Source organism: Mycobacterium sp. NGS19 (assembly GCF_059813155.1).
Genome location: NZ_JCALEB010000002.1, coordinates 457,107 through 483,569 on the forward strand (window position 1 = coordinate 457,107; position 26,463 = coordinate 483,569).

The following is a 26,463-nucleotide window of genomic DNA, read 5'->3' on the forward strand; positions in this document are numbered from 1 at the left end:
TAACAGTCCGTGAAATCGGTTGCGGCGCAATGACTTGTCGGTGGGTGTCTCTAGATTCGGGGGTATGAGTTCTCGCGCGTTCGATGCGGCGTCGGCCTTGTGCGACCAAGTCGATGCCGCACTCGACGCGTTCGACAAGCTCGACGTCGACGGGCTCTCGACCGCGGAGCGGCTGGTGTTGTTGGAGCGCCGCGAAACGTGGCGGCGCCGGCTGCCCGCCGCCGAGCACACGCTCATCGCGGAATTGACCCACGCCCCGGCCGACGAGCTCGGCGGGCGGCTACCCCAGGTGCTGGCCAACCGGCTGCGGATCTATCGCCGCGAGGCGCTGCGGCGCGTCGACGAAGCCGCCGACCTCGCCCCACGGCGGGCGTTGACCGGGGATCCGCTGCCACCGAAGCTCGAGGCCACCGCCGCCGCGCAGCGCGCCGGAACCATCAGCGCCGAACACGTACGCATCATCCGGTCGTTTTTGGCGCATCTGCCGTGCTGGATCGCCGCACCCACCCGCGCCGAAGCCGAAGCGCGGCTCGCCGACATCGCCGGGCGACACCGCCCCGACGAACTGCAACGCGCCGCCGACCACTACACCGACGTACTCAACCCCGACGGCGACTACACCGACGAACACCGCGCCCGCCGCCGCGGCCTCACCATTTCCCCGCAAGCCCCCGACGGCATGTCCAAAATCAGCGGCTGGCTCGACCCCCAGCTGCGCGCCGGCCTGGACGCAGTGCTGTCCAAATGGGCCGCGCCGGGCGCCTGCAACCCCGCCGACGACACCCCCACCATCGACGGGCAACCATCCGAGCAAGCCGCCACCGCCGATGAGCGCAGCGCCGCCCAACGCAACCACGACGCCCTGGCGGCGATGGTGCGCGCCACCTTGATGTCCGGCCAGCTCGGCAGCCACCAGGGCCTGCCGGTGACCATCACCGCCACCGTCGCGCTCAATGATCTCCAAAACAAGGCGGGCAAGGCCCACACCGGCTCCGGCAGCTGGTTGCCGGTCACCGACCTGATCCGCATGGCCGCCCACGCCTACAACTACCTGCTGATCTTCGACCAGACCAAGCCGGTCCAGCTCTTCAGGGGCCGCGCCACCCGGCTGGCCACCCCCGAACAACGCCTCGTCCTGTATGCGATGGAGCGCGGCTGCTCCCACCCCGGCTGCGACGTCCCCGCCTACTGGTGCCAAACCCACCACGTCACGGATTGGGCCCACGGCGGCCCCACCGATATCGACAACCTCACCCTGTCCTGCGGACCGCATAACCGCGACGCCACCACCGGCTGGCAAACCCGAAAACAACCCGACGGAACCACCGAATGGATTCCACCCCCGCACCAAGACCACAACCAGCCCCACACCAACACCTACTGGCACCCCGACCGCATGCTCGACGACGAAAACCAATGACGATCCCGGGTAGGACGATCCCGGGTAGGCCGTCAGCGCCCGCCACGCACGATCGCGGCCAGTTCCTCGCGGGTGTTCGCGCCCACCCGCTGGCAGGCCCGGTACACGTGTCCTTCGACAGTGCGCACCGACATGACCAACCGGTCGGCGATGTCGCGGTTGGACAGGCCCGCCGCCACCAGCTCGATCACGTCGCGTTGCCGACCGGTCAGCGGGATGCCCAGCTGACTGCGCAGTGCGGGGGTGCACAGCCCACCGCACTCGTTGGCGAGCTCCTGCGCAATCGCCGCCGCATAGGAACCCCGGCTGCGCTTCTGACCCTGAACGAGCACCGCGGCAGCTTGGCCGGCACTGTCGGCCGCAGTGGCCCTGTCGCCGAGGGCTCGGTAGTCAGCCGACACCGCCAGCAGCCCCTCACCGTCGCCAGCCTGGAGCGAACGAGCATGGCGCGCAACACAATTCGCCAGCGGCAACGACAGCTGGTCGGCGAGTTCGCGGGCGCGCGCCGCACCCGAACCGTCGCCCCACTGCGTCGCGGCCTGGATACAGGCCAGTTCGTGCGTGGGTTGGTCGCGGTCGCGCGCCTCCGTAGCGGCCGCCTGCACCACCGCCACGGCCTCGGACAGCGATCCACCGGCGGCCAGTGCCCACCCTCGCGCCACCGCGAGCCCGGTGTGCATGAACAGGAAGTCGTCCGGCACGCGCGCGGCAGCAAGCGCAGCCATCGCCTCTTGGGGCTGGCCCAGCTTCGCATGCGCCTCCGCCAGTGCGAAGCAACTGGCTGCACGCAAACCTGTTGTGACACTGTGGTTCTCGGCGCCTGCCAGCGCTTCGTGCAGCAGCCGCACCGCGCGTGTCACGTCGCCGCGCATCAACGCGGCGTTGCCCAGCAGCAGCGCGAGGTTCGCGTATGCCAGGCCGGGAAGGTCGCGGGCGGTAGCGGCCAAAGTCTCGGCGGCCGCCACGAATTCGCCGATGCGGCCCGTGAGTCGGCATGCCCGCGCATACACCCCGGCGTACCAGAACCGCAGCGGCGACGCCTGGAACGACGTGGTGGCCCGCCGCAGTGCGTCGTCGGCCACCGCCGGGAGATCGTCGACATGACCGAGCGCCCCCATCGCCATGGTCAACGCCACCGATGCGACGGTGGCGTGGAAGTCGCCCAGCGCGCCGGATTCGATTGCGGCACGGGCTTTTTCCTCTCCGCTGCGGCACCGGGCTCCGACCACCTCCACACACGCCTCGATCGCCAGCCGCTCGAAAGACTCCGGCAACGCCGCCAGAATCGCAGCGGCGTCGCCCGGCCGGGCCAGCATCCAGATCAAGTTGGCTGCCCGCACCGTCGCCCAGTAGTCCGACGAGCCGGACATCCCCGACAGCACCGCCTCGGCTTGCTCGCCGCGGCCCAGCATCACGAGGTTCATGGCGAGAATGTCAGAAGCTTCGTCAGCGCCGGCGTCGGCCGCGGCCCGCGCGAATCGGTCAGCCAGGTCGAGGTCGAGCAGCGTCATCGCGGACCGCGCGGAGTCCAGGAACAGTTGCGGGTCGGGCGGGAGGTCGGATTCCAACGTCAGCAGCGCCCGACGCACGGTCGCGTAGACGTCGGCGTCGCCCTCCTTTTCCAGCCGCTGCGCCAGCCTGCCGCGGATCTTGGACAGGTACATTTCGCCGGCCGTGGCGCGTCGCACCTCCCCGAACAGCGGATGCGCCAACCGGACCATCAGCGCGCCGCCGGTGCGCTCGACGGTGACCAGGCGCAACTCCTCCGCGCGTTCCAGGTCGCGACGCCGCACCAGCGCGCAGATCACATCCACTCCAAGCGGCTCAGCCTGCGACAGGACGTCGACCACCATGGCCACCCCCGGGGTGAGCCGGCCCATCTCGCGTCCCACCATGTCCGCCACACTGGGCGTGGCCGCGATGCCTTCGTCGGCCATCCACACCCCGGCCACCTGACGGAATCGGCCCGCCGCCACCTGGTCTCTGACGAGCTGACGCAGGAACAGCGCGTTGCCGCCGGTCAGTTTCCAGAACCGCTGGGCAACCCGGGTGTCGACGGGACCGCCCAAGTCGGCCTCGATCACGCTGCGGGTGGCCTCGGCCGACAGCGGTGCCAAGTCCAGCCGGGCAAGCAGGTCGTTCTTCCATAACGCCGTCACAGCGTCTGGCTCCTGGCCGCCGCTGCGCAACGTGACCACCAGCCGCACGCCCCGGGTCTGCGCCAACTGGTGCACGACGTGCGCTGACAACCCGTCCAGCAGGTGCGCGTCGTCGACCCCGATCAGCGCCCGGCCCCGTTGTCGTTGAGCCACAAAGGAATTGATGATTCGCCGGACATTGGGAAGCGGCTCGGCCATCGGGTCGGGAAGCGCGCTGGCGAAAGCGCCCAGCGGCAGGGAGCGCGCCGATTCCGTGCCGACGATCCACTCGGTCCGCTCCCCCGCCGCCTGCGCACGGGCCAGCACCTCACGGGCGAGCCGCGTCTTGCCCACCCCCGGCGCGCCGACGACCGCCACACCCGCGTACTTGCCACCCGCACCGAGCGCACGCCGAATGTAAGCAAGTTCGCCGTCCCGGCCGGTCAGCGGATCGCCGCTGATCACCGGCCGAATATAGCGCCGATCGCCGGCGCCGGCGGTCATTCCGCGCTCAGCGCGTGCGCTGCCTCCATCAGCATCCACCCCGACAGCTGCACGGACAGGTCGCGTTCCGGCACCGCCGACGAGTACACCGCGCCGCCCGAGAACTGTGCGCCGGCGCTCTCCGTGGTCGGTACTTGGGCGGTCTGGTCCCAGTGCGCGCCGAACAGGGGTAGCCCGTCGACGGTCTGGCGGAATTCCCATGCCGACTGCGCCGACGTCAGCACTATTCTGCGGGCGGTGTCCCGGGCGGCGACGTCCTCGGGGCTGTCTCCGGGAAGCGCCGAGGCCACCAGTGCCAGATAGCGGACGGTCACCCCGCCGAACAACCCGCCGTCGCCGCCGCCCTCGCTCTTGAGCACGCCGTCGGTCGTCATGTTCTTCTCGACCGCGGCCACCAACCGGTGCACTCGGGGCCGATGACGGTCGTCGCGCGTGCGCACTGCTAGTTCGGTTTCCAGGCCGAGCACCACACCCTGGCAGTAGGTGAACTGGGCGCGATCCAGCGAGCCGTCCTTGATGCCGTCGAACACCAGGTGCGACTGCGGATCGATCAGCGTCTCGTCGATCCAGTCGGCCATCAGCTGGGCTTGCCGCAATTCGCCGTTGCGGGCCAAGAAGATTCCCGCGGGGCCGTTGGCCGGAGCGTTGAAGAAACGGTCCTGTTTGCGCCACGGGATGCCGCCGCCGAATTCGGGCATCCACGCGCGAGTGAACTGCTTGGTGAACGTGCGCAGCGCGCGCTCGCGTTCGACACCGGCGAGCCGGCCGCACCGTTCGAGAGCCAGCGCCAGCCACGCCATGTCGTCGTAGTAGCTGTTGGTCCAGCGACCGAGGTTGCGCAGATGGTGCCCCCGGATCTGCGCAGCGATGCGCTCGCGCCGCTGCGGCTGCGGATCGCGCAGCTGCGCGTCGACGAGGCAGTCCAGCAGATGTGCTTGCCACCAATAGTTCCAGCTGCCGAACAGCTTGTCGCGCCGGGTCGGCGGCCAGGCCACCACACCCAGCTGAGTGCCCGGCATCCCCCACAGCCGCGTCAAATGGCGTGCCGTGACGGCTGCTTCAGCGCTCGCAGCGCGATTGGCCCACTGCTGTTCCATGACAGCGATCCTGCCTCACCAGGCGTGGTTTAGGTCGGCATGCGCACGGATCCACGCATGCATCGCGATGCCCGCGGCGACGGACGCGTTGATGCTGCGGGTCGAACCGAACTGCGCGATGGACACCGTCAACGCCGAGCCGCTGCGCGCCTCCTCGGTGATGCCCGGGCCTTCCTGACCGAAGATCAGCAGGCATTCCCGCGGCAGCGTGGTCTCCTCCAAGCGCGCTGCCCCGGGCACATTGTCGACCGCCGCCACCGTCAGCCCGGCGTCGCGCGCAAAGGCCAGCAACTCGGCCGTCGTCTCGTGGTGGCGCAGTCGTTGATAGCGGTCGGTGACCATGGCTCCTCGCCGATTCCACCGTCGCCGCCCGACGATGTGCACCGTGTCGACAGCGAACGCGTTCGCGGTGCGCACCACGCCACCGATGTTCGCGTCATGGCCGAAATTCTCGATCGCGATGTGCAGGGGGTGACGCCGGGTGTCGATGTCGGCGATGATCGCCTCTCGCGTCCAGTAGCGGTAGGCGTCGACGACGTTGCGGCGGTCGCCGTCGCGCAGCAGCTGAGGGTCGTAGCGGGGATCGTCCGGCAGCGGACCGGACCAAGGCCCGACGCCGGGGCTCTCGCCCCATTCGGTGGGGCCCGACTCAGTCATGCCGCTCGCCGGGAAAGGTGGCGGCGGCGAGTTCGAGGATTTCGGCGCGGTCCGCGGCCACGATGAAACCCGCCGCGATCGCTCGGTCGAGCGCCTCGGTGAACCGCTCGAGGTAGTCCGTTGCGCCGGCGGGATACAGCCGGGCCAGCGTGGCGGCGTCGAACAGCTCACCGAAGCCGAACAGCGCCGACATGTCGCCCTGACCGGGGCTGCTGCCCGAGGTCCGGGCCACCGGAACGTCGACCCAGGGAGTGCGCACACCGCCTTGCGCTACTCCGTTTTCATCGAGGGCCAGCCCGAGCGGTTCGGTGGTCAGCGCGATCGGCGGGGCGGCGGGTGGTGATGCGCCTTCGCGCAGCCAGTCGTCGAGCCTGGCGATGGCGCCCTGTAGGACGTAGTGGTGTTGCGGCGCGAAATTGATTGCGTGGGAGAGCTTTTGGCCCATGAACTCACTGGTCGGCGCGTAGGCGGCCGCAATCCGATCGACGGGTTGGAATCCGTCGTCGATGAACCCGACGCGGATCGTGTAGTTGTCGGCGTGAGCGGTGCCGGGCACCTCCCATACGCGCAACCGCTCGTTGTCGGGCTGGCGGGCACGGTGATAGCCGGGGCGGATGACGTCGAGTAGATCGGTTTCGGTGATCACGCTGAGCACCGGAGCGCGCAGGTCGGTTCGGAATTGCACGGCGTCCGGAAGGCCGGTCGGTTCGAAGACGTTCGCCCCGTCCAGCGGCGCGGCCGGCCCGAATCGAGAGTGGACCAAAAAGCCGTCATAGGTTTCGGTGATCGGGTCCACGGCATTGACATAGCTCGTGAGAAACGCCGCAGACTGCGACTCCCCCACGGCCACAACATGTTTCGCCTCGATGCCGTCGATGGCGCCGTCTTGAACGAGCTGGCCGACCTGGGTGAACATGTCGTACGAGAACGCGTCCCCGGGATGGTTGAGCGCCGAATAGCGTTGTGCATCCTGTGCTTTCAACGACATGTCGAGGCCGGTGAGGCTGGCCCCGCCGTCGACGCCCACCTTCTGCGCCGACACGGCGACGTACGCGTAGCCGGCCCGGACGATCTCGCGGTGCGCCATGAACCAGACAGCCGCCGCGTCGATGCCGCCGCTGACGTTCAGCCACTCGACGATCACGGTCCCGTTGAAGCCGGCCTCCGGGGTCAGCACGACCATCCGCGTGGTGTAGTCCGCCTTGTCCGATGCCGCCACGCGCCAGTGTCCGTCGGGCCCGAGCTCGTCGACGGGTGAGTAGCGCGTTGCGGTCCCGGAGACGAAGAACTCAGCCGCGCGATATCCCAGTGTCGCTATGTCGTAGGCGCCGAGCAGCAGATTGGGGCGGCCGGGCACAGGCATGACGTCGGGCACACGTCATCGATACCACGCCCGCCCGGCGGCAGTTCACTCACCGGTGGTCCACACCGCCGCGTGCGTGCCGACGATGGACAGCGTCGCGTACAGCACCGCCTGGTTGATCTCGCCCTGCGTACACAGCGACGCGTCCACCTGCACGCCGTCCAGCTTCGCGTAGGGCATCACCAGCACCGAGGAGCCGTACGTCGCGCACGCGTGGCTGAGTCCCTGCCCCGCGGGCAGCGTCGGCGCCACCACCACCATCAGCGGGCCACCGCGCTGCGCCGACTCGTCGCGGTACTGCTCCTTGATCGCCGAAATCTCCAGTCCCACAAGCATGTAACCGTTTCCGTTAAAGGCGGCCGGATCGCCCAGAGACGTGGGGTTGAGCATCGTGCCGTCGGCCCGCCAGGCCGCCACACTGGTCGACTTGACCGTGATGCCGGTGTCGTTGCGGTTGGTCGGCAGGATCCCGACCGGAAAAGCCAGCGGGTAAGCAGCGGTGGTGCCGGCGATCCGATCATGCGGCGAGTACACGTAGACGCCGCGCACCGCGCTCTGGTCGTCGATCGGACCCAGGCATACCGTGCCGGTGAGCCGATCGGGATTCGGGGCGCCAAGCGGCGAGATCTTCAGCGACGCAACGTCTTTGCAGCTACCGATGCCGTCTGCTTCGACCGGGTGAGCCGGCGTCCCGTACAGCCCGAAGCGGATCTCCTCCGGCTTCGCGTGCGGCTTGCCCGGTTCGGCCGGGGCGGCGTCGACGTCGACCAGCACATGGTTGGCCTCCCACCGCAGATTCGTGACCGACATGTTCCAGCCCAGGATCGCGGCCGACTCGCCCACCTTCGCCGCCGCCGCGCCGTAGGGCTGGGGCGGGTGCTCGCTTGCCGCGCATCCGACAGCGAGCAGGGCGAGCGTGAGCAGGGCGACGACTACGCGCACCGGATCGATGCCTTAATGCGACAGCCGCTTGTTGACGAGTCGCGACATCCAGGCGGGGCTGACTTGCGCGAGGTAATACGCCAGCTTGGTCTGCGTGCCAACCGGGTGATGAACCTTCGGCACCCGCGACCGTCGGTGCACTACGCGCCATGCCGCGTCGGCGATGTCGTCAGGGGTGAGGTGGACGCCCAGGGATTCGGTGGTTCCGGTGCGCACGTCGGTGAGCATCGCGGTGTCGACGAACAGGGGCCACAGCGCGACCACCGTGATGTCGTGAGCGCGCCATTCCAGATCCAGCGCCTCGGTCAGCCCGCGGACCGCGAATTTCGTTGCGCTGTAAGACGCCAACTCGGCCTGGCCGTAGATCGCCGAGGCCGAGCACATGTTGAGCACGCGGGCGCCGGGGGTGTCGCGCAGGTATGGGAACGCCGTGTGGCAGCCGAACATCACGCCGGTGACGTTGACGTCGACCAGCTGCTTGTGCCGCGCCGGCGGGATGTCGACGAAGTGACCGGCCGACAGCAGGCCGGCATTGTTGACCAGGATGTCGAGCCGTCCGCCCGCGGTGTCGGTGAACTCCCGCAGCGTTCGGTGCCACGCGTCGACGTCGGTAACGTCCATCTGCGCGGTCCACAGCGACCAATTCTGGTGAGCTGCTTCAGATTTCAGGCTGGCCAGTGAGGTGGCGTCCACGTCGACCGCGCCGACCGTGTAACCCGCGGCGGCGAACCGGCGTGCGATCGCCAGCCCGATTCCGCGGGCGGCGCCGGTGACGAAGATCGACTCAGGTGCGGCCACGGCCCCGTCCCACCCTTTTGGTCATGAACCGCACCACGTCTCGCGGCACCAAGCGGCTGGCGGTGGTCAGCACCTTGTACTGCACCCCGGGGATGATCACCACTTTGCCTTTCGCGACGTCGGCCAGGCAGTCGTCGACGACGTCGTCGACCTCCAGCCACAGCACCGACGGCGTCTTGGCCATGTCGATGCCGGCCCGCTGGTGGAACTCGGTTCGCACGAACCCCGGGCACAGCGCGTGCACGCCGACGCCAGTGCCGGCCAGGCCGTTGGCCAGCCCTTCGGAGAACGCGATCACCCACGCCTTCGACGCCGAGTACGTCGACCCGCGCCCGGACACCAGACCGGCCACGCTGGCGACGTTGATCACGGTGCCCAGCCGGGCGTCGAGCATCGGCGGCAGCGCCGCGCGGGTGAGGTGCATGACGGCGGTGACATTGACGTCGAGCTGGGCCTGCAACAGCGCCGGGTCGGCCGTCCAGAACTCCCCCGACGTGCCGAAGCCGGCGTTGTTGACCAGCACCCGCACGCCGTCGGCGAGCCGCATGGCGACGGCGGCGCGGCCGTCTGCTTGGGCGAGGTCGGCGGTCAGGATCTCGACGTTGGTGCCGTGCGCTCGATGGAGCTCGTCGGCCAGTTCACGGAGGCGTTGGGTGGTGCGCGCGACCAGGGCGAGATCGTAGCCGTCGACCGCGTAGCGCCTGGCGAATCCCGCGCCGATGCCCGACGTGGCACCGGTGATCAGGGCAACGGGACGCGGCATCCGCGGCTACGGCTGAAAACTCGCCGGCCCCGGGCGGCTCGCGCGGGTCTGCTGCGGGCGGCGGACGGGTTCGGAGTGCGGCGGCTGGCGAGTCGGATCAGGGCGGCCGGGCTGCCGGAGTGCTTCGGTGCGGCCGGGATCGGCGCGGTAATCAGGCGGCGTGCGGCCGGGCTCAGGGCGGTAGTCGGGCGGGGTGATCGGCCGGCCGGGTGCGCCGTTGCGTCTGGCCGAGGCCTGCCCGATCGCCTTGTTCGGCACCGGCGGCAGCACCCGCAGCAGGTCGTTGAATTGGCGAACCGTGCGCAGCCCCTCGTCCCACTCGGCGCGCGTGCTGGTGATCGGCATGCTCACCAGCGTCCAGTTCTGCTCGTTCCACATGATCTCGGCGCAGTCGGGCGCGGTGTGGGCGAACGTCACCATGCGGCGGTCACACGCGCGGCGGGCGGCGTCGAGGTTCGTCGAGTACACCATCCGCGGGCCGATCGCGCCGAGCAGCCACATGTCGTTCTCGCGCGGCTCCTTGAGGCCCTTGAGCCGCAGATCCATCACCACGTTGGTGCCCACCTTGCGATGCAGCGCGATCACGGTCGCGACGTCTTCGAGGTCGAAGATGTAGACCGCTTCGCCTCGGATCTGCCCCAGCACCACGTTGCGGGCGGTCACGTCGCCCACGGTGGACATCACGCCGCGCTTCCAGCGCTTGACGATCTCGGCGTCCTCAGGGGTGTAGTCGAAGCCGTGCGAGCGCGCCCACGAGCGCCGACGGCGACCGTGGTTGTGGCGCCGGTCGAGGTCGACGTACAACAGCACGCCGGCGCTGACGAAACACAGCGCGGACAGCGTGAACCAAAGCGGAACCATCAGGACCTAGCCTATCTGCTGCGGGCAAGCCTGCGATTTCGGCGCGCTGACGGTCGCTGAGCGCACGTCAGCGCGCCGAAATCACTTAGCCGAGCACCAGCGAATCGCCGTCCGGGCTGACGTTGACGGGCACCGTGTCGCCGTCGTGAATCTGGCCGGACAGCAACATCTTGGCCAGCTGGTCGCCGATGGCCTGCTGCACCAGCCGACGCAGCGGCCGAGCGCCGTAGACGGGATCGAACCCGCGCTGAGCCAGCCACCTCTTCGCCGGCAGCGACACCTCCAGCTGCAACCGCCGCTGAGAGAGCCGCTTCTGCAGCTGCGCCAGCTGGATGTCTACGATCTGCACCAGCTCCTCGGGGTTGAGCCCCTCGAAGATCAGCACGTCGTCCAGGCGGTTGATGAACTCGGGCTTGAACGTCGCACGCACCGCGGCCATCACCTGCTCTTCGCTGCCGCCCGCCCCGAGGTTGGACGTCAGGATCAGGATCGTGTTGCGGAAGTCGACCGTGCGGCCCTGGCCGTCGGTCAACCGGCCCTCGTCGAGCACCTGCAGCAGCACGTCGAACACGTCCGGGTGTGCCTTCTCGATCTCGTCGAACAGCACCACGGTGTACGGCCGGCGCCGCACCGCCTCGGTCAGCTGACCGCCCTGCTCGTAGCCGACGTAGCCCGGAGGTGCACCGACCAGGCGAGCCACCGAGTGCTTCTCGCCGTACTCGCTCATGTCGATGCGCACCATCGCGCGTTCGTCGTCGAACAGGAACTCGGCCAGCGCCTTGGCCAGCTCGGTCTTGCCCACGCCCGTCGGGCCCAGGAACATGAACGCCCCGGTGGGCCGGTTCGGGTCGGACACGCCGGCCCGGCTGCGCCGCACCGCGTCCGCCACCGCCGTGACCGCCTTGCGCTGGCCGACGACGCGCTTGCCCAGCTCGTCCTCCATGCGCAGCAGCTTGGCGGTCTCGCCTTCCAGCATCCGGCCGGCCGGGATGCCGGTCCAGGACGACACGACTTCGGCGATGTCGTCGGGGCCGACCTCCTCCTTGAGCATCACGGCTTCGCGGGCCTGGGCCTGCGGCAGCGCAGCCTCGAGCTTCTTTTCGACCTCGGGGATGCGCCCGTAGCGCAGCTCGGCGGCCTTGGCCAGATCGCCGTCGCGCTCGGCGCGCTCGGACTCACCCCGCAGCCGTTCGAGCTCTTCCTTGAGCTCGCGGACGGTGTCGATCGCGTTCTTCTCGTTCTGCCAGCGCGTGGTCAGCTCGGCCAGCTTCTCCTTCTGGTCGGCCAGTTCGGCGCGCAGCTTCTCCAGCCGCTCCTTGGACGCGTCGTCTTCTTCCTTGGACAGCGCCATCTCCTCGATCTCCAGCCGGCGCACCAGCCGCTCGACCTCGTCGATCTCCACGGGCCGCGAGTCGATCTCCATCCGCAGCCGCGACGCGGCCTCGTCGACCAGGTCGATCGCCTTGTCGGGCAGGAAGCGGGCCGTGATGTAGCGGTCGGACAGCGTGGCCGCGGCCACCAGCGCGGAGTCGGTGATCCGCACGCCGTGGTGCACCTCGTAGCGCTCCTTCAGTCCGCGAAGGATGCCGATGGTGTCCTCGACGGACGGCTCGCCGACGTAGACGGGCTGGAAGCGGCGCTCCAGGGCTGCGTCCTTTTCGATGTGCTTGCGGTACTCGTCGAGCGTGGTCGCGCCGACCAGTCGCAGCTCGCCGCGGGCCAGCATCGGCTTGATCATGTTGCCGGCGTCCATCGCGCCCTCGCCGGTGGCACCGGCGCCGACGATCGTGTGCAGCTCGTCGATGAACGTGATGATCTGCCCGGCCGAGTTCTTGATGTCGTCCAGCACGGCCTTGAGCCGCTCCTCGAATTCACCGCGGTACTTGCTGCCCGCCACCATGGACCCGAGGTCCAGGGCGACAATTGTCTTGTCCCGCAAGCTTTCTGGGACGTCCCCGGCGACGATGCGCTGGGCCAGGCCCTCGACGATCGCCGTCTTGCCGACGCCGGGCTCACCGATGAGCACCGGGTTGTTCTTGGTGCGCCGGGAGAGCACCTGCACCACGCGTCGGATCTCGTTGTCGCGGCCGATCACCGGGTCGAGCTTGCCTTCACGGGCCCGCGCGGTGAGGTCGGTGGAGTACTTCTCCAGCGCTTGGTAGGTGCCCTCCGGGTCGGGGCTGGTGACGCGGGCGCTGCCGCGGACCTTGACGAACGCCTCACGCAACGCCTGCGGCGACGCGCCGTGGCCGGTGAGCAGCTTGGCGACGTCGGAGTCGCCCGTGGCGAGGCCGACCATCAGATGCTCGGTGGAGACGTACTCGTCGTCCATCTCGGTGGCCAGCTGCTGCGCGGCCGTGATCGCGGCCAGCGATTCGCGCGACAGCTGCGGTTGGCTGCTGGCGCCGCTGGCGCTGGGCAGCCGGTCGAGCAGGCGCTGCGCCTCGGCCCGGATGGTCGCCGGGTCCACACCGACCGCCTCCAACAGCGGCGCGGCGATCCCGTCGTTCTGCGTCAGCAGAGCCATCAGCAGATGCGCCGGGCGGATCTCCGGATTGCCAGCGGCGCTTGCCGCCTGTAGAGCCGCGGTCAGCGCCGCCTGAGTCTTCGTGGTCGGGTTGAACGAGTCCACGACGGTCCTCCGATCTTTCACATGAAGTCTGGAAAAATGCTTGTCGCGATGTTCAACGTCGTCAAGGTTGAGTCTGTTCCGCTCAAGTTCCCTTCTTTTCTGCGAACGTGCGGTTTCACACGCGACACGCCGGGGTCGGCGTACAAAACCGCACAGGCGGCGCCTTCCACGATCAAGATGCTGGGCTATGGCCACGACCTGGGGCACGGTGCTCACGGAGCTCATTCCGCTCGCGTCGGTGATCACGCTGTCGCCGCTGTCGATCATCCCGGTGGTGCTGGTGCTGCACTCGGCCCACCCGCGGCCCGCCGCGCTGGCGTACCTGCTCGGCTGGGTCGTGGCGCTGACAGCGCTCACCGCGGCGTTCGTCGGGATTTCCGGCCTGCTCGGTCAACTCGACGAGCCGCCGCGCTGGGCGTCGTGGCTGCGCATCGTCGTCGGCATCGCACTGATCGTGTTCGGTGTCTTCCGCTGGTTCACCCGCCACCGCTCCGCACATCTGCCCGGGTGGATGCGTCAGCTCACCAGCGTTACGCCAGTCAAAGCGGGCGGCTACGGCGCGGCACTGGCCGTGATCAATCCGAAGGTGCTTTTCATCTGTGCCGCAGCGGGATTGGCCATCGGCAGTGAAGGTATCGGCGTGGCCCGCGCAGGGCTGGCGGTCGGATACTTCGTCGCGATCGCCGCATCGTCGGTGGCGCTGCCCGCGCTGGCGTACGCCGTCGCCGGTGAGCACCTGGACGCGCCGCTGTCGACGCTGAAGGACTGGATGGAGCGACACAACGCCGCTCTGGTCGCGGCGATCTTGGTCGTGATCGGCGTGCTGGTGCTGTACAAGGGTGTTCACGCGCTGTGACGCCGCGGCCACGCGCGAAGCACAGCAACTGCCAGATGCCTACAATGGCCCGGCGTGGGCCTGGAGGATCGCGACGCGCTGCGCATTCTGCGCGCGGCCCTCGATCCCGGCGACGCCGACAACGAACTCGTGCGGCGGTTCTACACGCGCTGGTTCGCCATCGACCCGGCCATCCGCGACCTGTTTCCTCCCGACATGGCCGGCCAGCGTGCGGCATTCGGCCAGGCGCTGTGGTGGGTGTTCGGCGAGTTCGTCGCCCAGCGCTCCGAAGAGCCCGTCGCGTTTCTGGCGCAACTAGGCCGTGATCACCGCAAATACGGTGTGCGACAACAGCATTACCGCACCTTGCACGACGCGCTGTACGCCAGCTTGCGCAGCCACCTGAGCGAGCACTGGACCACCGCGGTCGACGACGCCGCCCGCGAAGCGCTGACATTGATCACCGGGGTGATGAGCGGCGCCGCCGAAGCCGAGTCCGGTCCGGCATGGTGGGACGGCACGGTCGTCGAGCATCGTCGCGCGTCGAGGGACATTGCGGTGATCCGCCTGCAGCTCGACCGCCCGATGGACTACGAGGCCGGCCAATACGTGAATGTCCATGTGCCACAGTGTCCTCGACGCTGGCGCTACCTCAGCCCCGCGATTCCCGCCGACCCCACCGGGGCGATCGAGTTCCATGTCCGCGCCGTGACCGGCGGACTGGTCAGCACTGCGCTCGTCGCCGAAACCCGCGTGGGGCATCGGTGGCGGCTGTCGGCCCCGCTCGGGGCGCTGCGGGTCGACCGCACCGGCGGCGACGTGCTGATGGTGGCCGGCAGCACCGGGCTGGCGCCGCTGCGTGCGCTGATCATGGATCTCACTCGCTTCCTCGACAATCCGCGGGTGCACCTGTTCTTCGGCGCCCGCTATCCCTGTGAGCTCTACGATCTGCGCACGCTGTGGCAGATCGCCGCACAGAATCCCTGGCTGTCGGTGTCACCCGTCTCGGAGTACAACAGCAATCCGCCGTGGGCCGCGGACTATCCGGACGTCGACCCGCCACGAGGCCTGCACGTGCGCCAGACCGGCCGGCTGCCCGAGGTGGTGACCAGGTACGGCGGCTGGGGTGACCGCCAGATCCTGCTCAGCGGTAACGCGGCGATGATCGCCAACACCAAAGCGGCGCTGATCGCCAAAGGTGCACCGCCCAAACGGATTCAGCACGATCCGCTGGTGAGCTGAGCTCGAACCACGCCAGGCGGCGAGTACCCCTGTGGCACAATCCCACGATGGCCCCGCCATGGCCGACGTCGAGACCGTCACGCTGGCAGACCCGTCCTCGGCACTCACCGCGACCTACGTGCCGATCGCCGGAATGGTCGGCAGCTCGCTGAACGACGACGGGGCCGAGTTGCTGGGTCAGCGCCGCGGTCTGCACGCCTACATCACCGTCGGCAAGACCATGGGCATTCCGCTCCTGTACCCGTGGGCAAACCGCTTGAGCGCCAACACATATCGCGTAGGCAAGGCAGCGGTGACACTGACGCCCGGGATCGGCGGAGTCCGCACGGACCAACATGGCGTGGTGATCCACGGGGTGATGGCCGCCTACGACGGGTGGGAAGTCACCGAGCGGACGGACAACCGGCTCGTCGCCCAGGTGGACTACGGCGGCACCCCGCGCCTGCTGGCCAGCTTTCCGTTCCCGCATCTGCTGACCATGGACGTCACGCTGGCCGACCGCACGCTCACCGTCCGCACCACCGTGACGCCCACGACCAGGGCCGACGTGCCGTTGTGTTTCGGGTACCACCCCTACCTACGGATTCCTGACGTTCCGCGCGCCGAGTGGCAGATCGAGTTGCCCGCCATGCGTTACTGCTCGGTGAACGCCTGGATGATCCCGACGGGCGAGACGCAAGAGCGCCCGGCGATCACCGAGACGCTGGACGACAACTACTTCGACGACAGCTACGACGAGGTCGAGCCCGGCTCAGTGTTCGCGATCTCCGGGGGCGACCGGCGCATCGAAGTCCACTTCGACGAGGGCTACACGGCGGCACAGGTCTTTTCGCCCAGCGACGACGACGTGGTGTGCTTCGAGCCGATGTGCGCGCCCACCGACTCCCTGCGCCGCGGCACCTATCGCGTGGCCACCCGAGACGAGCCGGCCACCGCGACGTTCTCCATCCACGTGGGTTAGCGGCGCGAGCGCTGCGGCTTGCGCGGCTCCCACACCACCAAGGCCGTCGACTTCGGCATCACGGCCAGATCGCGGCGCTGGTTGGCCCGCAGTTGCTCGACCTCCTTGGTCAGCTCGGCCACCCGTGACTGCAGCGCCTCCACCTGGTTGGTCAGCTCGATGATCCGTTTGATACCGGCCAGGTTGACGCCTTCGTCCTGCGACAGCCGCTGCACCTCGCGCAGCAGTTCGACGTCACGCTGCGAGTAGCGGCGGCCGCCGCCGGTGGTCCGCCGCGGCGTGACCAGGCCGAGCCGGTCGTAGGTGCGCAGCGTCTGCGCATGCATGCCGGCCAGTTGCGCGGCCACCGAGATGAGAAAGGTCCGGGATTCGTCTGAGGACTTGCTCATCTGTGCTGCCTCCTGCTCTTCGGGCGCTCATCGGCCCGGCCAGCCGGCCCGCGGGTCGAACCCGCTGGCCTTCTCCGCGGCCGCGTACTTCTCCAGCGCTTCCAGTGCGGCGCCTTCGAGGTTCGGCGGCACAGCTACTTTCACGGTCACCAGCAGGTCGCCACTGCCGCCGTCACGCTTGGGCACACCGCGGCCGCGCACCCGCAGGATGCGCCCGTCGGCTGTGCCCTTCGGCACCCGCACGCCGACCTTGCCATCCAGCGTCGGCACGGAAAGCGTTGTCCCCAAAGCCAATTCGGCAAAGCTGACGGGGACGGTGACGGTCAGGTCGTCGCCCTCACGGCCGAACACTTTGTCCGGCCGCACATGCACGGTGACGTACAGGTCACCCGACGGAGCGCCGCGCAGCCCGGCTTCCCCCTGCCCCGGCAAGCGGATCCGCTGGCCGTCCTGCACACCCGGTGGAATCCGGACGTTGATGGTGCGGGTGCGGGTGGCCACTCCGGTGCCTTTGCACTCCGGGCACGGGTGCTCGATGATCGAGCCGGTGCCGCGGCAGTCCGTGCACGGCTCGGAAAATCCGAACGCGCCCTGGTTGCGGTTGACCACCCCAGAGCCATTGCAGGTGCTGCACACTTTCGGGCTGGTGCCCGGCCGGGCTCCGCTGCCATGGCAGTTGGTGCACGGTGCGGGACTGGTGAGCCTCAGCGGCATCATCACGCCCTTGGTGGCCTCGACGAAGTCGAGCTCGGCCTCGGTCTCCAGGTCGTTGCCGCGGCGCGGACGGCTGGGCCGGCTGCCTGCACGGCCGAACAACCCGCCGAACAGATCGCCGATGTTCGCGCCGCCGGTCTGGCTGGCGGAGTCGAACAGGTCGTTCAGGTTGAACTCGCTGCCGTTCCCGGGCCCGAAGCCACCGAAGTTGCCGGCCGAGAACCGGCGCCGGCCGAAGCCGCCCTCGGCAAACAGCCGCCGCGTCTCGTCGTACTCCTTGCGCTTGGCCGGATCCGACAGCACGCTGTGCGCCTCGGACACCGCCTTGAACCGCTCGGCAGCCGTCGGGTTGTTCGGATTGGCGTCAGGGTGAAGGTCGCGGGCCAGCTTGCGGTAGGCCCGCTTGATCTCGTCGGCGCTGGCGTCAGAGGAGACGCCCAGCTCCTTGTAGAAGTCTTTCTCGACCCATTCGCGTTGGGCCATGGTGCGTCACCTCCTTTCGATGCTGTTCAAGCTCAGCCAGCTGACTGTTCTGATTCTGCGGCCTGGCCGTCTTCCGCGTCGGCATTGCCGGCGGACTGCTGCCCGTCGGTCGCGTCCTCGACGGTGTCGACGACCCCGACGAGCGCGTGGCGCAGGATTTGCTCACCCAGCCGGTAGCCCCGGCGCATCACCGTCCCGATCACTGGTCTGGTGCCGTCGCCCTCGTGCTGGACGGCCTCGTGCAGCGACGGATCGAACTCCTCGCCTTCGGTGCCGAACGACTGCAGACCCAGCCCCTCGAGCGTCTTGGTGAGCTTGTCCGCGAACGCCTTCAGCGGCCCGGACTCCAGATCGCCGTGGCGGCGGGCCGCGTCGAGATCGTCGAGAACACCGAGCAGTTGACTGATCACTGCACCCTTCGCGCGTTCGGCGGCCACCTGCTGGTCGCGCAGCGCACGCTTGCGGTAGTTGGCGAAGTCGGCCTGCACCCGTTGCAGGTCGGCGATCAACTCACCGGCCTTGTCCTCCGCTTGACCTGCGGACGCGGCGTCCTGCCCGGCGGCGTCCGGGCCCGGCCCACCGGGGGCCGGGCCGGACGCGCCCTCACGCACTTCGCCGGTCTTGGGGTCGATGCGGCGCTTGTCGGTGACGACGACCGGTTCTTCCGGGTGCAGTGGTTCGTTTTCCGAACTCACTTGTCCTCCCGTCCTTCGTCGACCACCTCGGCATCCACCACGTCGTCAGCACCCGACGCGTTCTCCGCGCCGCCGCTGGCGCCTTGCGAAGCCTGGGTGGCTTCGTAGATGGCCTGCCCCAGCGCCTGGCTTTCCTGGCCGAGCCGTTCCATCGCGGACTTGATCGCGTTGATGTCGGTGCCGCCCAGGGCCTGCTTGGCGTCGGCGATTGCCGCGTCGACCTTGCTCAGCACGTCCTCGGGCACCTTCGAGCCACCCTCGGCTCCACGCTGCTCGGCGACGAACTTCTCGGTCTGGTAGATCAGCGTCTCGGCCTGGTTGCGGACCTCGGCCTCCTCGCGGCGCTTGCGGTCCTCCTCGGCGTGGGCCTCGGCGTCCTTGATCATCCGGTCGATCTCCTCCTTGGACAGGCCGGAGCCCTCCTGGATGCGGATCGTGTTCTCCTTGCCGGTGCCCTTGTCCTTAGCGGTGACGTGCACGATGCCGTTCGCGTCGATGTCGAACGTGACCTCGATCTGCGGCACGCCGCGCGGCGCCGGCGGGATGCCGGTCAACTCGAAGCTGCCGAGCAGCTTGTTGTGCGCGGCGATCTCACGCTCACCCTGATACACCTGGATCTGCACCGACGGCTGGTTGTCGTCGGCCGTGGTGAAGGTCTCCGACCGCTTGGTGGGGATCGTGGTGTTGCGCTCGATCAGCTTGGTCATCACGCCGCCCTTGGTCTCGATACCCAGGCTCAGCGGCGTAACGTCAAGCAGCAGAACGTCTTTCACCTCGCCCTTGAGCACGCCGGCCTGCAAGGCGGCACCCACTGCGACGACCTCGTCCGGGTTGACGCCCTTGTTCGGCTCCTTGCCGCCGGTGAGTTCCTTGACCAGGTCGGTCACCGCGGGCATCCGGGTGGAGCCGCCCACCAGCACGACGTGGTCGATGTCGGAGACCGAGATCCCGGTGTCGGCGATGACCTGCTGGAACGGCTTGCGGCAGCGGTCGAGCAGGTCTTGCGTGATCCGCTGGAATTCCGCGCGCGTCAGCTGCTCGTCGAGGAACAGCGGGTTCTTGTCGGCGTCGACGGTGATGTAGGGCAGGTTGATCGAGGTGCTCTGCGAGCTGGACAACTCGATCTTGGCCTTCTCCGCGGCCTCACGCAGCCGCTGCATCGCCATCTTGTCCTTGGTCAGGTCGATGCCGCTGGTGCCCTTGAACTTGTCGACGAGCCAGTCGACGATGCGCTGATCCCAGTCGTCGCCACCCAGGTGGTTGTCACCGCTGGTGGCGCGGACCTCGACCACACCCTCGCCCATCTCCAGCAGCGAGACGTCGAACGTACCGCCACCGAGGTCGAACACCAGAATGGTCTGCTCCTTGTCGGCCTTATCGAGGCCGTAGGCCAGCGCGGCAGCCGTCGGTTCGTTGATGATGCGCAACACGTTCAGGCCGGCGATCTGGCCGGCGTCCTTGGTGGCTTGCCGCTGCGCGTCGTTGAAGTAGGCGGGCACGGTGATCACCGCGTCGGTGATGTCCTCACCCAGGTACGCCTCGGCGTCGCGCTTGAGCTTCATCAGCACCCGCGCGCTGATCTCCGGGGCGGTGTACTTCTTGCCGTCGATCTCGATCGACCAGTCCGTGCCCATGTGGCGCTTCACCGACCGGATGGTGCGGTCGACGTTGGTCACCGCCTGGTTCTTGGCGGGCTGGCCGACCAGGACCTCGCCGTTGCGCGCGAACGCGACGACGGACGGCGTAGTGCGGGAGCCCTCGGAGTTGGCAATGACGGTTGGGTCGCCACCTTCGAGAACGGCGACGACGGAGTTGGTGGTCCCGAGGTCGATTCCGACCGCACGAGCCATGGTGTTTCCTCCTGCTGTATATGAACGTCTGCTGAGCGAACTAGGCTCAAGTCTGCTCTGCCGGCATTCGCCGAGTCAAGCCAGAGTTGAGTCGTAATCACTCAAGTTGGTCGAGTCGTGCAACGGGTGCGACGACCGGTTTGTTCCCGCGGCATGCGAATTCGGCGCGCGAAGTTCGTAGGTTTGCGCGCCGACATCGCAACTCAAGCGGCCACGGTCACGTCGACGGACAGCAGGTCTTCGAGCGCGTGGGCGGTGGGCCAGTCGCCGCTGCCGACGGCGCGCGCCAGTTCGTCGGCCATGGGGCTGTCGACCTCGAGCTCGCCCAGCCACGCCGCGACCGTGGCGGCGATCTCATCGCTGCCCACCCACACGGCACGGCCGCGGTGCAGCCGGTCGGCGACCTGGTAGACGGTCTTGCGGGGTGTACGGCGGGGCCAGATGGTGCTCATCGCTTGCTCCTTGTCCGCGTCGCGGCCTTGGTGCCGCTCATCGGTAGGAGCGCCGTGCCTGCCCATCAGTGACACATTTCGGCCGGCGGCCCCGCGCGAGTCACTACAGCATCTCCTGTCACTCTTGCGTAGAGTTCAGACGTCATGAGGTCGACTCTTGCGGCGGTATTCCTGGTCGCGGTGATGGCGATGGCCGGATGCACGTCGTGGACCGACGGCAAGCCGGTCGCCGTCCCGTCCAATCCCACCGAGCCGACGTTCCCGACGACCCGCCCGACCCGCACGCCGCCGAGCACAACGACGCCGACGCGCGCCCCGACGACCACCACCACGACGCAGCCGGGCGGCGAGACGCTCGCCCCGAACGAGCAGGGCTACGTGTTCGTCGAAACCAAGTCCGGCAAGACCCGCTGCCAGATCTCCCGCACGGCCGTCGGCTGCGAGTCCGAATTCGCGAATCCGCCGATCCGCGACGGCTTTCCCGCCAACGGCGTCAACGTCACCGCAGACGGTCAGCTGAAGTGGCTGGTGGGCAACCTGGGCGACATCCAGCCCGTCACTCTGGATTACCGCACGTATCACGCGCAGGGCTGGACCATTGTCGCGGACGAGTCCGGCACGCGCTTCACCAACGACAGCACCGGCCACGGCATGTTCGTCAGCATCGAGAGGGTCGACTCGTTCTGACCCGGGCTCGCCGAGCCCATACGATCACGCCGTGCCCTACCGCGACGACGAGCGGCCCGACTCCGCCGAACCGAGCGAGCTTCCCTGGTATCAGACCAGCGGTGCTGTCACAGCCGCAGGAATCCTCGGCGTCGTCGTGGTGATCGTGCTGATCGTCGCCGTCATGCGGACGGCCGACAATTCCACCCGGCCAGCCAACGAGCTTCCGCTGCCCTACACGACCACGACAGCTGAGCCCACGACGACGACCACCACTACCACCACAACAACGACGCAGACCACCCCCACAACCACCACCACCTCGGAAACCACGACCACGACGACAGCCACCACGACGACCACCGAGGACACCACCAGCGAAACCACCACCACGACAACCAGTCGGACGTCGGGCCTGCGCGCGACGCCAAGTCCACATCCGCTGTTCCCCCACGGCTGACGAATCGTCGCCCCTTAATATCCGTCCATGGGGGTAACAGAGTCGTCGGGCGACTTCGACTACCTGTGGGAAGAGCTGGAGGAACCGGCCGAGGCGGAGTCGCGCTTCGGCTCCGGGTTCGACGACGACGACGACCTCGACGACTTCGGCGATGTGCGCCCGCGCACGCCGGTGCCTTGGTACCGCAGGAAAACTGCGGTCGTGGCCATCGGGGCGATCGCGGTCGGTGTGGTTGCGATTCTCGTCTCGGCGGTGCTGCTGGTGTCGCGCAGCTCCCGGGGACCGCAGACCAGTGTGCCCAGTGTGTCGACCACGCCGCCGTCGTCCGTGCGGTCGGCGCGTCGCCCGACGCCGAACGCGACGATCCCGCCGAATGCGACGCTCCCGCAGAGTTCGCCGGCCCCGCCGCCCGCGGCTACGCCGCCTGCGAGTGAGCCGTCTGCCAGCACGCCCGCGGTGGTCGCGCCGCCGCGCCAGCAACCACCGGAGCCTGCAAAACCGCCGCAGATCGGCGTCACCCGCTCCCCGGTGACGCGGTCGCCGATCAGCGTGCGGCCCGCGCCACGACCGGCTTTCCCTCACAACTGAGCGCCACCGGCTACCATCAAGCCCCGTGTCTCAGTACGGTCCGCCGGAAGACCCCAACTACTACCGCGACGAGCCGACCGCGTACAGCGCGTACGGCCAGCAACCGCCCGGCCCGCCGCCCGGTCCGCCGGAGGAACCGCCGGTGCCGTGGTACCGCAAACCCTGGGTCCTCGTCGCATTGGGCGCGCTGGGCGCCATCATCCTGGCGCTGATCATCTTCGCGATCTTCGGCGGCAACAACTCCGACGACAACAAGCCGCTCAGCCCGGTGACCAGCACAACACGGACGTCGCCGACGCTGACCACGACGCCGACGACGACCACGACCGCCGAGACCACGGAGACCAGCACGGCGACCACGACGTCGCCGACCAGCACCACTGAGCCGACGACAACCACCCCGAGCACCAGCACCAGCACGAGCACGACCGTCAGCGTCAGCACGAGCACCAGCACGATGACGATCACGATCCCGGCGATTCCGGGCTTGCCGACGCCGCCGCAGTGACGCGCCGGGCCTTCGCTCACGACGCCTAGGAATACGAGAACTGCGCCACCAGCGCTTCGGCGCTGCGCACCGCCGCCCGGCACGCGCGCGTGGTGAACGGGTCGTTGAGCGGATGCTCGGCGCGGCGGCGCCACCGCTGCGCCGCCGCGAAGGCCGCGCGCGGACCGTCGTACGGCGCGTCGGGCGTCAGCCCCAGCCTGCTGGCCGGATCAGTGCCCGAACCGCCGATGATGCGTCGCAGCGAGGCCATCTCGTCGTCGTTCAACGTCGTTGGACGCGAACGTAATTGGCTCAGCAGCCGCAACTCTTCGAAAGCGTGCGTGTCAGCCAGCAGCGGATCGATGTCCGCCAGGATGGCCGGCGTCGCCGGGATCGGGTTGACTTCGACGAACCGCCGCAGCGACAGCAGCGCGGTGTGCGCCTTCAACAGATCCGAGCGCTGCGCGAACTGCTGGTCGATCACGTCGCGCAGCTCCACCAGCCCGCTGCGCTCCAGCAGTTCGTCGGCCAGCGCCACCGAATCGCCGACGCCGGATCGCAGTACCGCGATCGAGATGCGGATGCCGAACATGCCGAACCGGTCCAGCAGCTGCGAGCGGGTGGCGGCATCGACGGGCAGCGAACTGTCCTCGCGCGCAAAGCGATCCGCCGACAGCATGGCCTTGGCCAGCTCGGCGGGCTCCACGCCGGCCAGCTTCTGCAGCGCCACGAATTCGCTTTGGCGAAGCGTTCGGGCGGTCAGCGCCAGCAGCCCCGACACGGGCACCACAGCCTGGCAGATGCCGGTCTTGTCCATCTCCTCGGTGAACCGCTTTGCGACGTCCTTGGCCGACAGCATTGCGTCGATGCGCCCGGCCCCGATCTCGTCGGCGCGCGACGCCACCCCGATCACTCCCAGCGCCCCGGCAGAACCGCCGACCAGCTCGCCGATCTGCTTGAGCAGCGCGATGTCCGTCGCATTCAGCGTGCGCAGCAGAAACACCACCGCGTCAACCCGCGGCACGCCGTCGTCAGGCACAAGCAGCCGCAGCGTGCGCGCCGACACGTCGCTGTTCAGCGACGATGTGCCCGGGGTGTCGACGATCGTCGCGTCGATCAGCTCAGCGGCCGGCCACTCCACGTCGAGGTCGGCAACTTCGACGGGGTCGACGCCACCCAGGTCGAACGTCAAGCCGTCGCCCCGGATGATCGGCACGTTCGTGCGCCGGCCGTCGCGGTGGTTGGCGGTGACCTTGGGCACTGGCCCGTGCCGGAACCAAGTCACAATGCGGGTGGCTTCGGTGGCGTCGGTGGGGGCGATGTTCTCCCCCACTAGCGCGTTGACCAGCGTGGACTTGCCGGCCTTCAAGCTGCCGGCCAGGGCGATGCGGATCGGCTGGTTGAGCCGCCAGCCAATCCATTCGAGTTCGCTGTGCAGGTCGGCGCGCTGCCGGTAGGTCGGATCGTTGCGGTAAGCCCGGATCGTGCCGCCGAGGATGGCGCGGACCTGATCGCTGGTGCTCACCGGTCAATGTTAGGTGGCGCCGCGCAGCGGAACCCGCGGCGCAGGGCGCACCGGACCGCTCACCACGGGCGTTGGGGCGGCCAGCTCCGCCGCCTTTGCCGACACCTGCCGCAGGATGTTGAGCTGGCGCTCGAGTTCGGCGATGCGCTGATTGCGCTCGTTCTCCTCCAGCCGCGCCGAGGTGAGCATGGCCTGCAGTGACTCGTTGAGCGATCGGCTGGTCTGGTTGGCAATGCCGCGGTAGTGGTTGCGCAGCTGGCGGTGGATGGCCTGCAGCCGGTCGCGCGATTCCTTGGTGACGACGAACGAGATGTCGTCGACGAACCGGCGCACGTTGTTCTTCGCCTCGTTGCGCACGCGCAGCATCCGGTTTTCCATGTCCTCCTTGTAGGCCTTGCGGCCCAGCAGCAGACCGGCGCCCACCGACAGCGGGTTGAACATGCCGAGCCCGGCCAGCGAGCCCAGCATGCCGAACATCAGCACACCGCCGTAGGAGCCGCGCATCCCGCTGACCACCTTGCTGCTGACGCTGACGGGCTTGGCGTCCATCCGCGCCAGCGACTTGAAGCCCGAGAAGGTGGCACCCATCTGCCGGGCGCTGATCTCCGGGGCCTTCACCTGTTGCAGACCGGCCTCCTCGAACGTGCGGGCCACGTCCTTGGCCAGCGCCTCGGCGCGCTGGAACGCCCAGACGAAATTGTCGCCCACCGCTTCGGCCACTGCCTGCTCCAGTTCGGTGCCGATCTCGGCCCAGTGCAGTGTCGGGTCGCAGCCGTCGATGACGGACTCGAAATGCTGTGTGATGGCACGGAACCGCGACCGCAGATCGTGGTCGACATCGGCGGTCAAGTCGGCGATCCCGTCGTTGAGCACCTGCTGCCACAGCGCCGATGCGGCCAGCGCGTCCTGCGCCTCGGCCTTGCGGCGTTCCAGGTCGGCGGTCAGCCGCTCACGCAAGCCAGGGTCGTTGAGCGTCGACAGTTCCGACTCCAGCGTCAGCGTCAAATGCTCTGCGGCAGAACGCAATTCATTGAGCACATGGTAACGCACCCGGTCGTTCTCTCCGGACAGCACCTTCTCGGACAGGAATTGCACGATCGCGGGGAAGTTCGACTCCTCGTTGAGTTCCTTGTCGTTGAGCGAGATCGCGTGGCTGCGCAGCAGCGACGACGCCGGAATCAGCGGAATGTCGAGTCCAGCCCGCTTGAGGTGGGCGGCGTCGGCGTCGACAACCGCGCGCCAGTGCGGGTACAGGTCGATCTTCGTGGCGACGATCGCGGCCACCGGGCAGATCTCGTAGGCCTGCCGGATGAACGTCATCTCCGGTTCGGTGAACTCCTGGCTGGTGTCGCTGACCATCAGCATCGCGTCGGCATCGGGTAGCAGCCCCAGGGTGGCGGCCAGGTGCGGCTGGCCGTGACCACCGACGCCCGGGGTGTCGATGAACACCAGCCCGCCCTTGAGCAGCGGGCTCGGCGCAATCACCTCGACCCGAAGCACCTCGCGGCCGCCGGCCTGCGGAGCGCGGCGCAGGTCCTTGTTGATGTCGGTGGTGGGGATCGGGATCGCCTCGGCACCACCGTCGCCGGTAGCGACGATCAGCTGCGCGGCGGCCTGCTCGCCGTAGAGCACGACGGTGGTCAGCACCGTGGACTCGTCGTCACCAACCCGCGCGACCGGCATGTTCAGCAGCGAGTTGAGCAGCTGGCTCTTGCCCTGCTTGAGCTGACCGGCGATCACCACCCGGATCTGCGGGTCGACGATTCGGTCGCGGGCCGCGGCCAGCCGGTCGATCAGATCGTCGCGCTGGTTGGTCTCGGCGATCCTGCGGGTGTGGTCGATCAGCTCGACGATGACCCGGGCCTGCCGCGGATCAGAAGGCTGCGTCACAATGTGTCCTTCCTCGGCGCTACCAACCGTATGCGCAAAAACCTGGCGGGG

General features: G+C 68.5%; 24 protein-coding genes. 7 read left to right on the plus strand and 17 right to left on the minus strand.

Annotation, left to right across the window (positions count from 1 at the left end):
• Window positions 1-64: 64 nt before the first annotated feature.
• The gene (locus AC5Y4N_RS07580) at window positions 65-1,420 is read left to right on the plus strand and encodes an HNH endonuclease signature motif containing protein (RefSeq protein ID WP_499905368.1); all 1,356 of its coding nucleotides are present in this window, start codon (window positions 65-67) and stop codon (window positions 1,418-1,420) included.
• Between the two features lie 32 nt (window positions 1,421-1,452).
• On the opposite strand, the gene AC5Y4N_RS07585 is transcribed toward AC5Y4N_RS07580, so the two are convergent.
• From AC5Y4N_RS07585 to clpB, 9 genes are all read right to left on the minus strand, one after another.
• Complete coding sequence (locus AC5Y4N_RS07585) at window positions 1,453-4,062, minus strand: helix-turn-helix transcriptional regulator (protein ID WP_499905364.1); 2,610 nt, start codon at window positions 4,060-4,062, stop codon at window positions 1,453-1,455.
• Window positions 4,059-5,159 (minus strand): glycoside hydrolase family 76 protein, encoded by a 1,101-nt coding sequence (locus AC5Y4N_RS07590; RefSeq protein ID WP_499905362.1) that lies wholly within the window; start codon window positions 5,157-5,159, stop codon window positions 4,059-4,061. The genes AC5Y4N_RS07585 and AC5Y4N_RS07590 overlap by 4 nt, the downstream gene beginning before the upstream one ends.
• Window positions 5,160-5,174: 15 nt before the next feature.
• The gene (locus AC5Y4N_RS07595) at window positions 5,175-5,816 is read right to left on the minus strand and encodes a TrmH family RNA methyltransferase (protein ID WP_499905359.1); all 642 of its coding nucleotides are present in this window, start codon (window positions 5,814-5,816) and stop codon (window positions 5,175-5,177) included.
• Window positions 5,809-7,179: an alpha/beta hydrolase domain-containing protein gene (locus AC5Y4N_RS07600; protein ID WP_499906306.1), complete on the minus strand. Its 1,371-nt coding sequence runs from the start codon at window positions 7,177-7,179 to the stop codon at window positions 5,809-5,811. The genes AC5Y4N_RS07595 and AC5Y4N_RS07600 overlap by 8 nt, the downstream gene beginning before the upstream one ends.
• Before the next feature lie 45 nt (window positions 7,180-7,224).
• Complete coding sequence (locus tag AC5Y4N_RS07605; RefSeq protein WP_499905356.1) at window positions 7,225-8,121, minus strand: hypothetical protein; 897 nt, start codon at window positions 8,119-8,121, stop codon at window positions 7,225-7,227.
• A gap of 12 nt (window positions 8,122-8,133) precedes the next feature.
• A complete protein-coding gene (locus AC5Y4N_RS07610; RefSeq protein ID WP_499905353.1) occupies window positions 8,134-8,919 on the minus strand; it encodes an SDR family oxidoreductase in 786 nt (261 codons plus the stop codon).
• Window positions 8,906-9,682, minus strand: coding sequence for an SDR family NAD(P)-dependent oxidoreductase (locus AC5Y4N_RS07615; RefSeq protein WP_499905350.1), 777 nt, complete (start codon window positions 9,680-9,682; stop codon window positions 8,906-8,908). The genes AC5Y4N_RS07610 and AC5Y4N_RS07615 overlap by 14 nt, the downstream gene beginning before the upstream one ends.
• A gap of 6 nt (window positions 9,683-9,688) precedes the next feature.
• Entirely contained in the window at window positions 9,689-10,543 is an 855-nt protein-coding gene (ttfA, locus tag AC5Y4N_RS07620) for a trehalose monomycolate transport factor TtfA (protein WP_499905346.1), read from the minus strand.
• 85 nt (window positions 10,544-10,628) lie between these two features.
• The gene (clpB, locus tag AC5Y4N_RS07625; protein WP_499905342.1) at window positions 10,629-13,175 is read right to left on the minus strand and encodes an ATP-dependent chaperone ClpB; all 2,547 of its coding nucleotides are present in this window, start codon (window positions 13,173-13,175) and stop codon (window positions 10,629-10,631) included.
• A gap of 187 nt (window positions 13,176-13,362) precedes the next feature.
• Here clpB and AC5Y4N_RS07630 point away from each other — a divergent pair, with 187 nt between their 5' ends.
• The 3 genes from AC5Y4N_RS07630 to AC5Y4N_RS07640 are packed head-to-tail and all read left to right on the plus strand — an operon-like array spanning window position 13,363 to window position 16,213.
• Window positions 13,363-14,031 (plus strand): GAP family protein, encoded by a 669-nt coding sequence (locus tag AC5Y4N_RS07630; protein WP_499905340.1) that lies wholly within the window; start codon window positions 13,363-13,365, stop codon window positions 14,029-14,031.
• A gap of 54 nt (window positions 14,032-14,085) precedes the next feature.
• Window positions 14,086-15,252 (plus strand): FAD-binding oxidoreductase, encoded by a 1,167-nt coding sequence (locus tag AC5Y4N_RS07635; RefSeq protein WP_499905336.1) that lies wholly within the window; start codon window positions 14,086-14,088, stop codon window positions 15,250-15,252.
• A 58-nt stretch (window positions 15,253-15,310) separates the two neighbouring features.
• Entirely contained in the window at window positions 15,311-16,213 is a 903-nt protein-coding gene (locus AC5Y4N_RS07640) for an aldose 1-epimerase (RefSeq protein WP_499905331.1), read from the plus strand.
• Here the strand turns inward: AC5Y4N_RS07640 and AC5Y4N_RS07645 are convergent.
• The 5 genes from AC5Y4N_RS07645 to AC5Y4N_RS07665 form a co-directional block, all read right to left on the minus strand.
• Entirely contained in the window at window positions 16,210-16,602 is a 393-nt protein-coding gene (locus tag AC5Y4N_RS07645) for a heat shock protein transcriptional repressor HspR (RefSeq protein WP_499905327.1), read from the minus strand. The genes AC5Y4N_RS07640 and AC5Y4N_RS07645 overlap by 4 nt on opposite strands.
• Before the next feature lie 27 nt (window positions 16,603-16,629).
• On the minus strand, window positions 16,630-17,799 hold the full coding sequence (dnaJ, locus tag AC5Y4N_RS07650; RefSeq protein WP_499905323.1) for a molecular chaperone DnaJ: 1,170 nt from the start codon (window positions 17,797-17,799) through the stop codon (window positions 16,630-16,632).
• Window positions 17,800-17,831: 32 nt separating this feature from the next.
• Window positions 17,832-18,494, minus strand: coding sequence for a nucleotide exchange factor GrpE (gene grpE, locus AC5Y4N_RS07655; protein WP_499905318.1), 663 nt, complete (start codon window positions 18,492-18,494; stop codon window positions 17,832-17,834).
• A complete protein-coding gene (gene dnaK / locus AC5Y4N_RS07660; RefSeq protein WP_499905314.1) occupies window positions 18,491-20,344 on the minus strand; it encodes a molecular chaperone DnaK in 1,854 nt (617 codons plus the stop codon). Before dnaK ends, grpE begins: the two co-directional genes overlap by 4 nt.
• A 203-nt stretch (window positions 20,345-20,547) precedes the next feature.
• Window positions 20,548-20,796: an Rv2628 protein family gene (locus AC5Y4N_RS07665; protein WP_499905313.1), complete on the minus strand. Its 249-nt coding sequence runs from the start codon at window positions 20,794-20,796 to the stop codon at window positions 20,548-20,550.
• Window positions 20,797-20,940: 144 nt separating this feature from the next.
• On the opposite strand from AC5Y4N_RS07665, the gene AC5Y4N_RS07670 reads away from it, so the two are divergent.
• The 3 genes from AC5Y4N_RS07670 to AC5Y4N_RS07680 are packed head-to-tail and all read left to right on the plus strand — an operon-like array spanning window position 20,941 to window position 22,510.
• Window positions 20,941-21,483, plus strand: a complete 543-nt coding sequence (locus AC5Y4N_RS07670; RefSeq protein ID WP_499905309.1) for a hypothetical protein — start codon at window positions 20,941-20,943, stop codon at window positions 21,481-21,483.
• A 31-nt stretch (window positions 21,484-21,514) separates the two neighbouring features.
• A complete protein-coding gene (locus AC5Y4N_RS07675; protein WP_499905307.1) occupies window positions 21,515-21,922 on the plus strand; it encodes a hypothetical protein in 408 nt (135 codons plus the stop codon).
• A gap of 27 nt (window positions 21,923-21,949) precedes the next feature.
• Window positions 21,950-22,510, plus strand: a complete 561-nt coding sequence (locus AC5Y4N_RS07680) for a hypothetical protein (protein WP_499905302.1) — start codon at window positions 21,950-21,952, stop codon at window positions 22,508-22,510.
• A 60-nt stretch (window positions 22,511-22,570) separates the two neighbouring features.
• On the opposite strand, the gene AC5Y4N_RS07685 is transcribed toward AC5Y4N_RS07680, so the two are convergent.
• The 3 genes from AC5Y4N_RS07685 to AC5Y4N_RS07695 are packed head-to-tail and all read right to left on the minus strand — an operon-like array spanning window position 22,571 to window position 26,412.
• The gene (locus AC5Y4N_RS07685) at window positions 22,571-23,038 is read right to left on the minus strand and encodes a hypothetical protein (RefSeq protein WP_499905299.1); all 468 of its coding nucleotides are present in this window, start codon (window positions 23,036-23,038) and stop codon (window positions 22,571-22,573) included.
• 5 nt (window positions 23,039-23,043) lie between these two features.
• Window positions 23,044-24,522: a dynamin family protein gene (locus AC5Y4N_RS07690; protein WP_499905297.1), complete on the minus strand. Its 1,479-nt coding sequence runs from the start codon at window positions 24,520-24,522 to the stop codon at window positions 23,044-23,046.
• 9 nt (window positions 24,523-24,531) lie between these two features.
• Complete coding sequence (locus AC5Y4N_RS07695) at window positions 24,532-26,412, minus strand: dynamin family protein (protein WP_499905293.1); 1,881 nt, start codon at window positions 26,410-26,412, stop codon at window positions 24,532-24,534.
• Window positions 26,413-26,463 lie beyond the last annotated feature (51 nt).

Excerpts from the sequence above, each read along its gene's own strand:
- AC5Y4N_RS07580 (WP_499905368.1), top strand. The coding sequence starts at position 65 with ATGAGTTCTCGCGCGTTCGATGCGGCGTCGGCCTTGTGCGACCAAGTC.
- AC5Y4N_RS07585 (WP_499905364.1), bottom strand. The coding sequence starts at position 4,062 with ATGACCGCCGGCGCCGGCGATCGGCGCTATATTCGGCCGGTGATCAGC.
- AC5Y4N_RS07590 (WP_499905362.1), bottom strand. The coding sequence starts at position 5,159 with ATGGAACAGCAGTGGGCCAATCGCGCTGCGAGCGCTGAAGCAGCCGTC.
- AC5Y4N_RS07595 (WP_499905359.1), bottom strand. The coding sequence starts at position 5,816 with ATGACTGAGTCGGGCCCCACCGAATGGGGCGAGAGCCCCGGCGTCGGG.
- AC5Y4N_RS07600 (WP_499906306.1), bottom strand. The coding sequence starts at position 7,179 with ATGCCTGTGCCCGGCCGCCCCAATCTGCTGCTCGGCGCCTACGACATA.
- AC5Y4N_RS07615 (WP_499905350.1), bottom strand. The coding sequence starts at position 9,682 with ATGCCGCGTCCCGTTGCCCTGATCACCGGTGCCACGTCGGGCATCGGC.
- ttfA (WP_499905346.1), bottom strand. The coding sequence starts at position 10,543 with ATGGTTCCGCTTTGGTTCACGCTGTCCGCGCTGTGTTTCGTCAGCGCC.
- AC5Y4N_RS07630 (WP_499905340.1), top strand. The coding sequence starts at position 13,363 with ATGGCCACGACCTGGGGCACGGTGCTCACGGAGCTCATTCCGCTCGCG.
- AC5Y4N_RS07640 (WP_499905331.1), top strand. The coding sequence starts at position 15,311 with ATGGCCGACGTCGAGACCGTCACGCTGGCAGACCCGTCCTCGGCACTC.
- AC5Y4N_RS07645 (WP_499905327.1), bottom strand. The coding sequence starts at position 16,602 with ATGAGCAAGTCCTCAGACGAATCCCGGACCTTTCTCATCTCGGTGGCC.
- dnaJ (WP_499905323.1), bottom strand. The coding sequence starts at position 17,799 with ATGGCCCAACGCGAATGGGTCGAGAAAGACTTCTACAAGGAGCTGGGC.
- dnaK (WP_499905314.1), bottom strand. The coding sequence starts at position 20,344 with ATGGCTCGTGCGGTCGGAATCGACCTCGGGACCACCAACTCCGTCGTC.
- AC5Y4N_RS07665 (WP_499905313.1), bottom strand. The coding sequence starts at position 20,796 with ATGAGCACCATCTGGCCCCGCCGTACACCCCGCAAGACCGTCTACCAG.
- AC5Y4N_RS07670 (WP_499905309.1), top strand. The coding sequence starts at position 20,941 with ATGAGGTCGACTCTTGCGGCGGTATTCCTGGTCGCGGTGATGGCGATG.
- AC5Y4N_RS07680 (WP_499905302.1), top strand. The coding sequence starts at position 21,950 with ATGGGGGTAACAGAGTCGTCGGGCGACTTCGACTACCTGTGGGAAGAG.